This window comes from Vibrio ordalii ATCC 33509, from assembly GCA_000257205.1.
Classification (GTDB): domain Bacteria; phylum Pseudomonadota; class Gammaproteobacteria; order Enterobacterales; family Vibrionaceae; genus Vibrio; species Vibrio ordalii.
On the sequence record AEZC01000106.1, the window covers coordinates 32,299 to 46,432 of the forward strand.

The window sequence follows — 14,134 nt, forward strand, 5'->3', positions numbered from 1 at the left end:
AATTCAAAGCGAATAACCTCGTTAAATTAACTGTTTAAGTAAATTTTTGGAGTGAGCATGGGACCGTTGTGGCTAGATGTGGCAGGCTGTGAATTGAGCGTTGAAGACAACGAGATTCTTGAGCATCCGACTGTCGGCGGGGTCATTCTTTTTGCGCGTAATTATCACGATAACGCGCAGTTGCTTGCGCTTAATAAAGCGATTCGCCACGCAGCAAAACGTCCGATTTTAATTGGTGTTGATCAAGAAGGTGGGCGAGTACAACGTTTTCGTGATGGGTTTTCGCTGATCCCCGCCGCGCAGCAGTATGCCAAGCAGAATAATGGTGAAGCATTAGCTCGCCAAGGCGGCTGGCTGATGGCGGCGGAGTTGATTGCTCATGATATTGATCTCAGTTTTGCTCCTGTGCTGGATAAAGGTCATGCGTGTAAAGCGATTGGTAATCGTGCTTTTGGTGATGATGTACAGAGCATCATTCGCCACAGTTCAGCCTATATGCAAGGCATGAAAGAGGCTGGCATGGCAACAACAGGTAAACACTTTCCCGGTCACGGCGGGGTAATCGCTGACTCGCATCTTGAGACGCCCTATGATGAGCGCAGCACTGTGATGGAAGAAGACATGGCGATATTCAAAGCGCAGATTGAAGCTGGAGTGCTCGATGCCATGATGCCTGCGCATGTGATTTATCCTCACTATGATGATCAACCGGCCAGCGGCTCTGGGTTTTGGTTGAAGCAAGTACTTCGTCAGCAGTTAGGCTTTAAAGGATTAGTCTTTTCTGATGATTTAACAATGGAAGGGGCATCTGTCATGGGCGGTCCTGCCGAGCGCGCGCATCAATCGTTAGCCGCTGGATGTGACATGATTTTAGTGTGCAATCAACGCGCAGCTCAAATTGAAGTATTGGATAATTTGCCGATTTTGGACGTGCCAGCGGCCGAGTCTCTTCTCAAACGCCGTGCTTTTAATCTGTCTCAACTGCAAAGTACTGAACAGTGGAAACAAGCTTCAGAAGCGATGAAACGACTGCTTGGTGAGTAAAAAAATGGCGCTACGCGTCAGAGCTTCAGCGCCGTTATTTCCTATTCGTTGCGGTTAGTGAAAACCTAGAACTTCTTTTAAATTTTTCAGATAACGTCGGCTGACGGGCACTTTGTGATTGCTAAGGGTGATGATTTCCGCCAGCCCATTGTCCAATAATTTGATCTCTTTAATGGCCTTAGTGTTGATTAGATACTGGCGGTGACAGCGAACCAGTGCGGTTCTTTCTTCCAAAATTTTGAGCGTTAATTGGCTGGTGGCTCGTTGTAAATTGGTTTGCACATGAACACCACTGATGTCGCTCAAAGCAAACTCGATATCTTGGGTGGCAATGATCACAATCCGATTTAATCCAATGCAAGGAACTTGATCTAACCCTGCAGGCGATAAAATCGAAAAATCCTGCTTTTTTTGCCCTTGGCGAATTAAGCGTTGCAGTGTTTTCTTTAAGCGCTCGGGGTCAACCGGCTTGAGTAGGTAATCAAACGCATTTTCCTCAAACGCTTGCAGCGCATACTGATCATAAGCGGTGACAAACACCACATTGGGCATCGTATCTGGGTCAAGCATCCCTAGCAACTCAATACCAGTAACTTGTGGCATTTGGATGTCGAGAAACACCACGTCTGGCTTTAGCTGATTGATTTTTTTTAACCCTTTCGATCGCATTACTGGCGTGACCAACCACATCAACATCACCCGTCTCTTCTAGCAGCTCACTCAGTTCTTCCCGAGCAAGTAATTCGTCATCAATAACCAGTGCCGATAACATGTTATTCCCTTAGTAAAATCCTTGATGAGGAATGAGAAAGCTCATCCGTGTGTATTGATTAGCCAATACTTCCGTTTTTAGTGCGGCTTGTTCACCAAATTTATTGGTTAAGCGTTTATTGACAATCTGCATACCTAAACCATCGTAATCTTCATTCGGAGCTTGGTAACTGCCCGCATTATCTTCCACTACAATTTTGTATCCTTCCGTTTGCACTTGGCTGTAGATTCGTACCCGCCCGCCTTCTAACAAGTTAGAGGTGCCATGTTTTATCGCATTTTCTACCAGTGGTTGTAGGGTAAAACTGGGTACGTTGCGTTCAAGCAGTAATGCATCATCGATGGCGATATCCACTTCAAGGCGATCGGCAAAACGCGCTTGCTCTATGGTTAAGTAAGCTTTGACATGTGCTAACTCTTCTTTAAGAGTTACTGTCTCAATATTTTGTTTGAGGTTACTACGAAAGAAGTGCGAAAGATGCTGGATAAGTTCTCGCGCTTTGTCGGGATCACGGCGGGTGATGGCACTAATGGTATTGAGCGCATTAAACAGAAAGTGAGGGTTGACTTGAGCATGCAGCAGTTTTATCTCGGCACGGGAAAGTAGCATCTGTTTTTGTTGGTATTCACCGTACAGAATTTGGCTTGACAGTAATTGTGCAATCCCTTCCGCCATTGACATGTTAATGGTTGAAAAAAGCTTACGTTTCGGCTCGTACAGCTTTATGGTTCCAATTACGCGATCACCTGCTCTAAGTGGAATGATTAACGCTGAACCGAGTTTGCAGCTTTTAGAAAGTGAGCATTGATAAGGGGAATCTTTTCCGTCGAGGTAAATAATGCGGTTTTTGGTGATCGCATCCAATGTACTTTGTGATGAGATGGGTGTATTGGGTTTGTGGTGGTCATCACCGATACCGATAAACGCGAGTATTTTTTCTCTATCGGTAATGGATACCGCGCCTACGTTGGTCATTTCATAAACAATTCGAGCCACTTTGCCTGCATTGTGTGGATTAAAACCGTTGGCCAAAATGCCAACTGAACGCTCAGCAATATTCAGTGCGCGACGAGAAAAGGTGGCGGAGTACTCTTCAAAAATGGTTTTTCTGTCTTGTAAAATGCTCATGAACAGCGCCGCACCGACTGAGTTAGCGATGATCATGGGCGCGGCGATGGTCGAGACTAAGGCGTATGCATCAACAAACGGTTTAGCGACTAACAAAATCACCAACATTTGCACTATTTCAGCAAACAGTGTTACGGCAAAGACAATGCTGGGGCTAAACAGGAGTTGTCCTTTGCCCTTTCTCAGTAAATAGGTGTGCAGCAATCCACCAATCAAACCTTCTGCAGTGGTTGAAATGGCGCATGCCACATCGGTAAAACCGCCTAAAGTGTAGCGATGCATACCGCCAGTAAACCCAACCGCAAAGCCCACAATATGGCCACCAAATAACCCACCCATGACGGCACCTATTGCCCGCGTATTGGCAATCGCATCGTTGATCTGCAAACCAAAATAGGTGCCCATGATGCAAAAGAGGGAAAACAAAACATAGGTACTGATTTTGTGGCTAATTCGACTGGAAATGTTAAGCAGCGGTAAGAAAATGGGTGTTTTACTCAACATATAAGCGAGAACGAGGTAAACACACATCTGTTGCAGTAAGGAAAGAATTAAATCCATGTCAAAAACCCGTTGGTTTGGTGATCCCCTTTTCACTTGAAGCTACAGTGGTATTGGCTTTGCTCATTTTCCTAAGCGTAGAGTTTTCTATATACATTAGGATTTATGTACGGATGGCCCGACTGTAACGCCAATCTTTTTGGGTATGATTTACGATTCATCCTCACTATTTTAGGTGAGATAGAGAGAATAAAATACGCGTCAGCTTATATTTTTCGTTTTAAGATAAGATAAATATGTGTGTAATTTTATTTTTACACATGATGTTTTTTTAAATTTACACTTGAAATGTTTTTAAAGCCTGTTAATTTGTCTTTTATTGGTGTTTAGGTATGCGATAAAATTTCGTGTAAGAAAATAATTACAGGTGATGAGATGCAAAAAAGTGAACTAAGTAACATTAATATCAGTGATGAGCAAGTGCTGATCACTCCGGAACAATTAAAAGCTAAGCTGCCGCTCAGTCATCAAGCTCGCCAGTTCATCCAACACTCTCGTCAGACAATTGCCAATATTATCCATAAAAAAGATCACCGTTTACTGGTGGTGTGCGGCCCTTGCTCTATTCATGATATTGATGCGGCAAAAGAGTATGCAAAGCGCCTGAAATCACTCTCAGAGCAGTTGAGCGATCAACTGTACATTGTCATGCGTGTTTACTTTGAAAAGCCGCGTACAACGGTTGGCTGGAAAGGGCTGATTAACGATCCTCATCTTGATGGCAGTTTTGATATCGAACATGGTTTACACGTTGGTCGTCAATTGTTAGTTGAGCTAGCGGAGATGGAGATCCCTCTGGCGACCGAAGCGCTTGATCCGATCAGCCCTCAATATTTAGCCGATACATTCAGTTGGGCGGCGATTGGTGCGCGCACCACGGAATCTCAAACACACCGAGAAATGGCCAGTGGTTTGTCGATGCCTATTGGGTTTAAGAATGGTACCGATGGCAATTTAGCAACGGCAATTAATGCGATGCAGGCGGCATCATCCAGCCACCGCTTTATGGGCATTAATAGTGAAGGGCAAGTGGCCTTGCTTACCACACAAGGCAACCCAAATGGGCATGTCATTTTACGTGGCGGTAAGCAAACCAACTACGATTCAGTGTCGGTCACCGAGTGTGAGCAAGAGATGGCAAAACATAAATTGGATGCCTCGTTAATGGTGGATTGCAGCCATGCTAATTCACGTAAAGATTACCGTCGTCAGCCGTTAGTCGCTGAAGATGTGATTCATCAAATTCGTGAAGGAAATCAGTCTATTATTGGTTTGATGATTGAAAGTCACCTCAATGAAGGTAATCAATCTTCTGACCTTCCTCGCAACGAAATGGAATACGGTGTATCGATTACGGATGCCTGTATTAATTGGTCATCAACTGAGGCACTATTACGACATGCTCATCAAGAGCTCGTTCCGTTCTTAGAAAATCGCCTAAAAAAAGGTGAATAAAGGGAAGTGCCATGGCTGTTGAACTTAACGAATTACGTGATCAAATTGATGCTGTCGATAAACAAATGGTCGAGCTGCTTGCACGCCGATTAGCTTTGGTTGAAAAGGTGGGGGAAGTCAAGAGCCGACATGGTCTACCGATTTATGCTCCTGATCGAGAAGCGGCGATGCTGGCTTCTCGCCGCGCTGAAGCGGAAAGAAAAGGCGTACCCCCGCAACTGATTGAAGATATTTTGCGCCGTACTATGCGTGAATCTTATGCCAGTGAAAAGGATTCTGGCTTTAAGTGCTTAAACCCAGAGCTGCGCTCTGTGGTGATTATTGGCGGTCATGGTCAACTTGGCGGCTTATTTGGCCGTATGTTCAAACTGTCGGGCTATCAGGTGAAAGTATTAGGCAGTAAAGATTGGCACCAAGCCGATGAGATACTGCATGATGCTGGTTTGGTTGTGGTGACGGTTCCTATTCATTTAACGGTCGGTGTGATTGAAAAACTCGCTCATTTGCCTGCCGATTGTATTTTGTGCGACCTCACATCGATTAAATCTAAGCCGCTACAGGCGATGCTTAAAACACACTCTGGCCCAGTGGTTGGGTTGCACCCAATGTTTGGCCCAGATGTCCCTAGCATGGCCAAGCAAGTGATCGTCTATTGCGATGGGCGAGGAGAAGAGAGTTATCAGTGGTTGCTAAAACAGTTTTCGATATGGGGAGCGAGTTTGTGCCAGATTGATGCCGCAGAACACGATCACGGCATGACCTTGATCCAAGCACTGCGTCACTTCACTTCGTTTGTATACGGTTTACATCTTTCTAAAGAAAATCCGAATATCCAACAATTACTGCAGCTGAGTTCACCGATTTATCGTTTAGAACTGGCGATGGTTGGACGGCTTTTTGGTCAAGACCCTCACTTGTATGGCGATATCATTTTCTCATCGGAAGAGAACGTTGAGATGATAAAACGTTTTCATGCCTGTTTTGGCGAAGCGTTAACCTTACTTGATGGACGTGAGAAGCAAGCTTTTGTGGAAAACTTTAGCAAAGTGAGCGAATGGTTTGGCAGTTATTCACAACAATTTATGCTTGAAAGTCAAAACTTGTTAAAACAAGCGAACGATGCCATTCATCGTGCTTAAGGCTGTCTGAACGGCGAGTGCGGTGGTTGTGAATATGGCCGCCGCTCATTCTTCCGGTTCATCCCCTAAATCAGACAAGTATTCCAGCTCGCGATGGAGCAAGCTTTCATCTCCCATATTCAATTCAACTAAACGTTTCAAATGACCAATACTTTCAATATCAATGTGATCGATGCTGATACGAATAATGTTGTTTTGAATGTGGATCAGCTTGGCGACCAGATTAATAGTGACATCGCTGTCTGGAAGTGTGAAATGAACTTGTGCCATTTCATTGAGCACCAATTTGTCCGCGTCAGGGCATGAGAGCAATAACCCATGCAGCGATAAATCTTGAATCGTCGTGGTGACGGTATGTTTACCTTGCAATAAGGTGGCAGGCATCTGATAGATGATGCGTGAAAAGCGACGTCTTTCAATCATGGTACTCTCTCTTGTTGAGCGTTGACCTGTGCCAGCTTCGGCTCTGTATCGATCATTGAAAAATTATACCCATTAAGTTTAGACCTAATTGAAGGCAGTGTCGCGGATCCAGCATTTTGTTGTGTGATGGGTGATGTACAAGTAACAAAAAGGCCGCAATAGATTGCGGCCAGAGACTTCAAATACAGAGTTATTTGGTCATACGCTTGTATTTAATGCGGTGTGGTTCTGCTGCTTGAGCGCCCAACGTCTGTTTTAACCACTCAGTGTATTCGCTGTAGTTGCCTTCATAGAATTTCACTTCACCTTCATCACGGTAGTCCAGAATGTGGGTCGCGATACGGTCTAGGAACCAACGGTCGTGCGAGATAACCATGGCGCAACCCGGGAATTCCAGCAGCGCCTCTTCCAATGCGCGTAGCGTTTCAACATCCAGATCGTTGGTTGGTTCGTCGAGTAATAGGACGTTACCGCCAGCTTTAAGCAATTTGGCTAAATGAACACGGTTGCGCTCACCGCCCGATAGCTGACCGAGCACTTTTTGTTGATCGACGCCTTTGAAGTTAAAGCGAGAGCAGTAAGCACGCGCAGGAATTTCAAAATTGTTGATCTTGATAATATCCGCCCCTTCAGAGATCTCTTGGAAGACGGTATTTTTGTCGTTCATGCTGTCACGGAACTGATCAACCGAAGCTAGTTTCACGGTTGCACCCAATTCAATTTCACCAGAATCTGGTTGCTCTACGCCACTTAGCATTTTAAACAGCGTTGATTTACCCGCACCGTTAGCACCGATGATACCGACAATCGCTCCTTTCGGCATGCTAAATGACAAATTATCAATCAATACACGATCACCAAACGATTTGGTTAAGTTGCGAACTTCCAATACTTTGTCGCCTAAACGTTCGCCAGGCGGGATGAAGAGTTCGTTGGTTTCATTACGTTTTTGATGTTCAGTATTATTAAGTTCTTCAAAGCGTGCCATACGTGCTTTGGATTTTGCTTGGCGGCCTTTCGGGTTTTTACGAACCCATTCCAGCTCTTTTTCAATCGTTTTTTGGCGAGCACTCTCTTGAGATGATTCTTGCTTTAAGCGTTCATCTTTCTGTTCGAGCCACGAGGTGTAGTTACCTTGCCAAGGAATGCCTTCGCCGCGGTCAAGTTCTAAAATCCAACCCGCAGCATTATCAAGGAAGTAACGGTCGTGGGTGATGGCGACGACTGTGCCTGAATAGTCGACAAGGAAGTGCTCTAGCCAAGCAACAGATTCCGCGTCTAAGTGGTTGGTTGGTTCGTCAAGCAGCAGCATGTCTGGCTTTTCAAGTAGCAAACGGCAGATCGCCACACGGCGGCGCTCACCACCAGACAAAACGGCGATTTTAGCATCCCATTCTGGTAGACGAAGTGCATTGGCCGCACGTTCTAAAGCGTTCTCTAAATTATGGCCATCTTTGGCTTGAATCAGAGCCTCGAGCTCACCTTGCTCTTTGGCTAACGCATCAAAATCGGCGTCGGGTTCTGCATATGCCGCATAAACAGCATCGAGGCGAGTTAGTGCGCCAGCCACATCAGAAACGGCCTCTTCCACCACTTCACGCACGGTTTTTGATTCATCGAGTACTGGTTCTTGAGGCAAGTAGCCGACTTTCAATCCTGCTTGCGGGCGTGCTTCTCCATCAATATCAGTATCGATGCCAGCCATGATACGTAACAGGGTGGATTTACCTGAACCATTGAGACCTAAAACACCGATTTTAGCTCCAGGGAAAAAGCTCAGAGAGATGTCTTTGAGAATTTGACGCTTAGGCGGGACAATTTTACTCACCCGCGACATGGTATATACGTATTCAGCCATTGCCGATTGTTCCTAATCTTAGTAACAGAAGAAAGTGGTCATTTTATACCAAAGCGATCGCATTTGTTACTAGGTACCTAATTTTTAGAGCTTAGATGGTGTTTTTCATCGATAAAAAAGTAACGAAACATTAAGTTACTAAGTTCATATGTCGCACTTTTATGAATTTAATATTATTTACATCTATGGCCTTTACTTTTTTATCTAGAATCAGCGTAATGAAACGGAAATCACCTTGCTTTGGATAGGACGAGAGCACACATGACGCTCATGCATTTTATAAGACCGCAGCGATTGTTATCATCAATATTAGCCTTGAGCTCCTTGGTGTGCGGCACCGCGTTTTCAGGCGCAATAGAGGATTTGGATAGTCAACGAGAGCTGTACGATCAAGCGCAGAGGTGGCTTGATGAAGATAAAGTTGATGAAGCTAAAAAAATTAGAAATAAGATCAAAAACTATCCATTGACGCCTTATCTGGATTATCGATCTCTGCTGGTCGATATTGGTAATAAACCGCCATTAGCGGTTCAGGTTTTTATCGATACACATCAAGATTTCCCTTTTTCAAACCGCATTCGAGCACCGTATTTAGATGCGTTGGCGGCGAAAGGGAAATGGGCCACCTTGCTTGATTTTCAAAAAAAGGAGCCGAATGATGAGTCTTATCGTTGCCACTATTACAACGCGCACTACCAAACAGGCCATAGAGATATTGCGTTCAAAGGCGCGCAAAAACTATGGCTCAGTGGCAGTAGCATTTCCGATGCTTGCGATCCACTTTTTACTGCATTGAGTGAACATGGTGGGTTAAGTGATGATTTGCTACTCAAGCGAATGTTACTGGCGTTTGAGGGGCGTAATTTGACGTTAATGAAATTCTTACAGAAAAAGTTAACCAAGCCAAAATCGCAAGTAATGGCGCAAGCGATGATTGCGCTCTATAACTCGCCAGACAATGTACTGGCTTTTGCTCAGCAACACTCCAATGGTGATTTTAATCAGCAGTCAATTCAATTTGCTCTAGAAAAACTAGCACGCCAAGATGCGAAGTTTGCACAAAGCGTGTATCAAACTCTTTTCGATCAGAAAATACTGGCGGATGCTTATCAGCGTCCTATTGCAGAATATATAGCCAGAATATTACTTGATACCGAGGAGCAAGCACTCGCAAACTGGCGAGATAATGTGATAGCACAAAGCTCAAACAGTCTCTTACTTGAGCTGAGGATCCGCAAGGCACTGACCGCAGGTCATTGGGATGAAGTGAAATTCTGGACAGAACAGCTCCCCGCCGATGAAAAAGCCAGCTTACGCTGGCAGTATTGGCTTGGGCGGGCGGATATTGCGTTGGGGGATGACGCCAAAGGATTACAACGTTTAAGTGCGATGGTAGGACAACGTAATTTTTACAGTGTAGCGGCCGCCAATATGGTGAAACAGTCTGTTAATTATCCGAGTTCATCAATTACTTTAAACCCCAAGCTACTGACAGCGCATAAAAAAACGTTATTACGAATCCAAGAGCTGATTGAACGAGATAAAATCGCGGCTGCAAAAAGTGAATGGAAATGGCTACTAGAGCGCGTCGGTACAAAAGAAAAAGAGATGCTAGCGGCCTACGCGGATTCTCAGCACTGGTATAGTTTGACCGTAACGGCCTCGATCGCGGCTCAGATGTGGGACAATATACAATTGCGTTTTCCGTTAGCCCATCAATGGTGGTTTAATTTTTATGGCGAAAAACATGGTATTGATCCGATTATGTTGATGTCACTTGCTCGCCAAGAAAGCGGAATGGATGTCGAGGCTCAATCACCCGTAGGTGCTCGTGGCATCATGCAAGTTATGCCGAGTACGGCTAAGTACACAGCTAAAAAATATCAGTTGGCCTATAACGATGAGCAAGAGTTATATGAGGTGGGCAAAAATATCGAAATAGGCAGCCATTACTTAAATGGCTTATTAAAACAATACGGAGACAACCGTATTTTGGCATTGGCTGCTTATAATGCGGGGCCAAATCGTGTCAATCAGTGGCGAGAGAAGACACAAGGCAAGTTAGATGCCTACGCTTTTATTGAAGCGATCCCTTTTCGAGAAACACGTGGGTATGTGCAAAATATTTTGATGTTTGAGACTTACTACCGAGATTTGATGGGCATTGAAGGTGAATTTCTCAACCAAGATGAGCTCAATACAAAATATTAATTCCAATACAAAGTGAAAGTTCTACAATAGCGGAACGTATCACTTAGCGAGTACATTCATGCCACACCAACCTGAGTACACTGATTGGCAGCAGTTAATGGAATTGGTTAAATCTGCCACAGAGCAAGAGCAGCACACCATGCTACTCACCATGATGATGACCCCAGATGAGCGAGATGCGCTCGTGGCGCGTGCGAACATCTTATGTGAGCTACTTAAAGGGGAGTTATCACAGCGGCAGATTAGCCAATTGCTCGGAGTGGGAATTGCGACCATTACGCGCGGCTCAAATGAGCTCAAAAGTAAATCAGAACAAGAAAAGTCGCAATTAGCTGCTTTGCTACTCAAGGTGTCTTAGTGACCCCTTGAGTTTGCCAGCTTTTTACAAATTAGCAGGAAAATGCTCTGGGTTGATAAAAGGGATTAGTGCGAGAATCAACGCTTGATGGTAGACCGAGCTGCGAGTGAGCTGGTTATGAGTAAGCACGCTTATTGCCCCACCTTTCTGTTTGATATTTTGGCAGTCAAACAGTTTATCCATTACATCGCCTAGCTCATTTTCATGGCTTAACAGCTTCAATACTTGAGGTGGTAGCATTAAGCTGGCTGAGCGAGATTCTCCTCTATGAGTGGTAGATGCAATCACCATCCATGCAAAAGTCACGGTATTCTCAATGCCAGCTTCTAATCCAACGTAGTAATCTGCCGTAGGATCTTGCTCTTTCGCATTTCGTACGCGATTAAGTGCACCTAGGTGAGTTTCTTCATCTGTCATCGGTTGAGCCGCGACACCACTGGGCACACTCACGCCTTTAAATGAGAAAATACCCTGTGGAAAGGTATTTTCAAATGCACTTTTGACGGCATTGATTTTGGCCGGGTTAAGAGAGGCAATGATCACGTTTTTCATAAACAGCGTTTAACTCTTTTTGTTGTTGATGCCATGAAACCAACGCATTTAATGGCATCGGTTTGGCGAAATAGTAGCCTTGCATAAAATCACATTGGTAATCAGCAAGCCAATGATGCATCTCTTTACTTTCAATACCTTCGGCGGTGACTTGCATTGATTGAGAATGACAAAGTTCGATCAAAGGTTTAATGACTTTGTGATTATTCGTGGTGATGAGTGTATCTAAAAAAAGACGATCAAACTTAATTTTTTGTACGGGATACTGAACCAATTGAGTAATAGAGGTGTAACCAGAACCAAAATCATCAATTGCTAAGCCGTAGCCCAGGTGCGATAGTTCGTGAAGTAGCGGAAAACCTTTTGAATTGGTTGAAAAAGTTTCTGTAATTTCAAAATCAATCAAATGAGGAGGAACCGCATTCTCCTGTGCGTGTTTATGAATATAATGAGCCAATTGCAAAGAGTTTAATTCTGCTGATGAAAGGTTAATTGATAACTGAACAGGGTGTTCAAATATCGCTTGCAGTGCGTGGAAATCCTCGAAAGCTGAACGGACGACCCAGCGATCAATGTTGCCAAATAACCCGGTTTGTTCGGCTATCGGAATAAATTCTTTTGGTGAAATCGTACCGAGCAGCTTGGATTCCCAACGAAGTAAAACTTCAAATCCTGAGACTGTATTACCTGCACGATTTAAATAAGGTTGATAGACCAAGCTAAATTCCTGATCAAAATCACCTCGGCGTAATGCTTGCTCAATATTGGCTCTGCGCAGAACACCCTTATTGAGCTCTGGCGAGTAGTAAGCTATTTGGTTCTTCCCAGCATTTTTTGCTTGATACATGGCCGTATCAGCATTAGATAATAATTTTTCTAAGGCATAGCCATCGGTTGGGTAGGTAGCGATACCAATACTTGCTGTGATCGGAAAATTTCCGAGCGGTGAATTATGCTGGTTTTGTAATGGGATCAATAGCTGAGTGGCAAATTCGCTTGCCGCTTGTATAAAATTACTATCAGGTGTAGAAATAAAAATTGAAAACTCATCCCCTGATAGTCGCGCTGCTAGGCTTTTTACTTGATACTTTTCAAAGAAAAAGTGGCGCAATGAGCCAATATGCTGTGCAAAGTTGGCTAATAATGCATCACCGACCTGATGGCCGTATTTGTCATTAACGTATTTGAAATTATCTAAATCAATATATAGAACCCAGATGTTATCTGTGTGCTTTGCTTTGGATAGCACTCTTTCTACTGATTGCTGAAAGTGGTGACGATTAGCCAGTTTGGTCAGATGATCGTATTCAGCAAGCGCTTTCGTTTTCTTATATGTGGTATCAAGCTCCTGATACATATCGTAAAAACGAGAGGATAATCGACCAATTTCATCGTTGCTATTGAGTGTTTCGATATTGTCACGTTGCTTATTTTCGACCTCTTTTAGCTGTTGATCTAATTGAGATATGGGTTTAATGACATATCGATACAGTAAATACAAGAGTAGCAATACAGTGACTAATGTCGATATTCCAAATGATAATGCCAATCGTTTTTTAATTGCATAAAGTTTGTCGTTAATTAGATACTGTGCAGGATCAAGCGTGGCATACAGATCAGATTTTAATTCAACCGTTTGCGTCAAGCCTACTTTTTTAATATCGGGCCTATCAGTAAAAAATATGGAGCTTTGGTTATCAAATTCTATTTTTGTTTTCAGTCGATTAAAGGGCTCTAAGGCGACAAAAACAACCACAAAGAAAATTTTATCGCGGTTATAACTCAGCGGAGTGGTGAGTGTCTGTGTATCTAAGACATCATAGCGAACGAAAACGTCTTCACCACTCGAATTTGTCGTATAGTCAATATAAGAGGTCTTTTGCGTGTTATAAAAAGTATCTTGAATATGACTAAGTATTTTAGTGTCAATTTTTGCAAAAGGATCACCACTATTTTCAGCGTAATAAAGCACATTTTTACTGCCATCTAAAATCGACAATGCAATAAAACGATTCTCTTGAGCTTGAAGGATATCTAAGGTCTGTTGGAAGTTATCAACCAACTCTAATTCCCGATAAGGATTGCGCTCATGTGTGATGTAATGACGAATGATATCGCTTTTCGTTAGAGTGTAAGCGTAGCTATTCACAAGGTATTGAGTTTGACGAAAGTGCCCTGCGAGTTTTTCCATACTCAGTTGAAGATAGCTTTCCTCTCTTTTTAGTAAAGCATCTTTCTGATTTGAGTAGATAATGTAACTTGATGCCACTGCACTGAGAAGAATAACCGGTGTTACCAGCAACAGAATTCTATTGTTGAGCTTCATGTTGTTCCAAAATACTGTTAATGATTTTTGCTCTCAAACTAAGGTCTTCTGGGAGCAATTCGCTATCAATAATGCTTTGTTCTAACAAAGCAGGATCTGGAAATAATGATGCATCATTTAGGTAACTATCTGGCATTAAATTTAGGGCACTTAAGTTCGGTGTCGCAGCTTTAATATCTTTTGCATTGATTGCAGCAACTTCTGGACTCAATAAGTGATTTATAAATGCTTTTGCTTGCTCTTTATTTTTTGAATTACTGTTGATGGCTAAACAATCAACCCAAATATAGGGTTGGCCTTGTGGGGT

At 43.5% G+C, this 14,134-nt stretch carries 11 protein-coding genes and 1 pseudogene; 5 read left to right on the top strand and 7 right to left on the bottom strand.

Annotated features, from left to right (window positions below):
• Nucleotides 1-57: 57 nt before the first annotated feature.
• On the top strand, nucleotides 58-1,044 hold the full coding sequence (gene nagZ, locus VOR_RS0107820) for a beta-N-acetylhexosaminidase (protein WP_010319154.1): 987 nt from the start codon (nucleotides 58-60) through the stop codon (nucleotides 1,042-1,044).
• 54 nt (nucleotides 1,045-1,098) lie between these two features.
• Here the strand turns inward: nagZ and btsR are convergent.
• A pseudogene (gene btsR, locus VOR_RS17775) lies at nucleotides 1,099-1,816 on the bottom strand (two-component system response regulator BtsR).
• Between the two features lie 9 nt (nucleotides 1,817-1,825).
• Nucleotides 1,826-3,505, bottom strand: a complete 1,680-nt coding sequence (locus VOR_RS0107830; RefSeq protein WP_010319157.1) for a sensor histidine kinase — start codon at nucleotides 3,503-3,505, stop codon at nucleotides 1,826-1,828.
• A 375-nt stretch (nucleotides 3,506-3,880) separates the two neighbouring features.
• On the opposite strand from VOR_RS0107830, the gene VOR_RS0107835 reads away from it, so the two are divergent.
• Together VOR_RS0107835 and tyrA are read left to right on the top strand one after the other, a co-directional pair.
• Nucleotides 3,881-4,960, top strand: coding sequence for a 3-deoxy-7-phosphoheptulonate synthase (locus tag VOR_RS0107835; RefSeq protein ID WP_010319158.1), 1,080 nt, complete (start codon nucleotides 3,881-3,883; stop codon nucleotides 4,958-4,960).
• A gap of 11 nt (nucleotides 4,961-4,971) precedes the next feature.
• Nucleotides 4,972-6,099 carry a bifunctional chorismate mutase/prephenate dehydrogenase gene (gene tyrA, locus VOR_RS0107840; protein ID WP_010319159.1) on the top strand — a complete coding sequence of 376 codons (1,128 nt, stop codon included), beginning with the start codon at nucleotides 4,972-4,974 and terminating at the stop codon, nucleotides 6,097-6,099.
• A gap of 45 nt (nucleotides 6,100-6,144) precedes the next feature.
• Here tyrA and VOR_RS0107845 read toward each other — a convergent pair whose 3' ends face one another.
• Nucleotides 6,145-6,522: a PilZ domain-containing protein gene (locus VOR_RS0107845; protein WP_010319160.1), complete on the bottom strand. Its 378-nt coding sequence runs from the start codon at nucleotides 6,520-6,522 to the stop codon at nucleotides 6,145-6,147.
• Nucleotides 6,523-6,712: 190 nt separating this feature from the next.
• Nucleotides 6,713-8,380: an energy-dependent translational throttle protein EttA gene (gene ettA, locus VOR_RS0107850; protein WP_010319161.1), complete on the bottom strand. Its 1,668-nt coding sequence runs from the start codon at nucleotides 8,378-8,380 to the stop codon at nucleotides 6,713-6,715.
• 261 nt (nucleotides 8,381-8,641) lie between these two features.
• Here ettA and VOR_RS0107855 point away from each other — a divergent pair, with 261 nt between their 5' ends.
• Both VOR_RS0107855 and trpR read left to right on the top strand, forming a co-directional pair.
• Nucleotides 8,642-10,591, top strand: a complete 1,950-nt coding sequence (locus VOR_RS0107855) for a transglycosylase SLT domain-containing protein (protein WP_010319162.1) — start codon at nucleotides 8,642-8,644, stop codon at nucleotides 10,589-10,591.
• 58 nt (nucleotides 10,592-10,649) lie between these two features.
• Nucleotides 10,650-10,949 (top strand): trp operon repressor, encoded by a 300-nt coding sequence (trpR, locus tag VOR_RS0107860; RefSeq protein WP_010319163.1) that lies wholly within the window; start codon nucleotides 10,650-10,652, stop codon nucleotides 10,947-10,949.
• 24 nt (nucleotides 10,950-10,973) lie between these two features.
• Here the strand turns inward: trpR and yjjX are convergent, their stop codons facing one another.
• From yjjX to VOR_RS16915, 3 genes are all read right to left on the bottom strand, one after another.
• The gene (gene yjjX, locus VOR_RS0107865) at nucleotides 10,974-11,501 is read right to left on the bottom strand and encodes an inosine/xanthosine triphosphatase (RefSeq protein ID WP_010319164.1); all 528 of its coding nucleotides are present in this window, start codon (nucleotides 11,499-11,501) and stop codon (nucleotides 10,974-10,976) included.
• The gene (locus VOR_RS0107870; protein ID WP_010319165.1) at nucleotides 11,473-13,827 is read right to left on the bottom strand and encodes a putative bifunctional diguanylate cyclase/phosphodiesterase; all 2,355 of its coding nucleotides are present in this window, start codon (nucleotides 13,825-13,827) and stop codon (nucleotides 11,473-11,475) included. Before VOR_RS0107870 ends, yjjX begins: the two co-directional genes overlap by 29 nt.
• Nucleotides 13,811-14,134 (bottom strand): extracellular solute-binding protein (locus VOR_RS16915; protein WP_010319166.1); only part of this gene is annotated, 324 nt, incomplete at its 5' end. The genes VOR_RS0107870 and VOR_RS16915, both read right to left, overlap by 17 nt.

What these genes read in the sequence shown, in the direction of transcription:
- trpR (WP_010319163.1), top strand. Translation starts at nt 10,650, where the DNA reads ATGCCACACCAACCTGAGTACACTGATTGGCAGCAGTTAATGGAATTG.
- VOR_RS0107870 (WP_010319165.1), bottom strand. Translation starts at nt 13,827, where the DNA reads ATGAAGCTCAACAATAGAATTCTGTTGCTGGTAACACCGGTTATTCTT.
- VOR_RS0107845 (WP_010319160.1), bottom strand. Translation starts at nt 6,522, where the DNA reads ATGATTGAAAGACGTCGCTTTTCACGCATCATCTATCAGATGCCTGCC.
- VOR_RS0107855 (WP_010319162.1), top strand. Translation starts at nt 8,642, where the DNA reads ATGACGCTCATGCATTTTATAAGACCGCAGCGATTGTTATCATCAATA.
- VOR_RS0107835 (WP_010319158.1), top strand. Translation starts at nt 3,881, where the DNA reads ATGCAAAAAAGTGAACTAAGTAACATTAATATCAGTGATGAGCAAGTG.
- ettA (WP_010319161.1), bottom strand. Translation starts at nt 8,380, where the DNA reads ATGGCTGAATACGTATATACCATGTCGCGGGTGAGTAAAATTGTCCCG.
- nagZ (WP_010319154.1), top strand. Translation starts at nt 58, where the DNA reads ATGGGACCGTTGTGGCTAGATGTGGCAGGCTGTGAATTGAGCGTTGAA.
- VOR_RS0107830 (WP_010319157.1), bottom strand. Translation starts at nt 3,505, where the DNA reads ATGGATTTAATTCTTTCCTTACTGCAACAGATGTGTGTTTACCTCGTT.
- yjjX (WP_010319164.1), bottom strand. Translation starts at nt 11,501, where the DNA reads ATGAAAAACGTGATCATTGCCTCTCTTAACCCGGCCAAAATCAATGCC.
- tyrA (WP_010319159.1), top strand. Translation starts at nt 4,972, where the DNA reads ATGGCTGTTGAACTTAACGAATTACGTGATCAAATTGATGCTGTCGAT.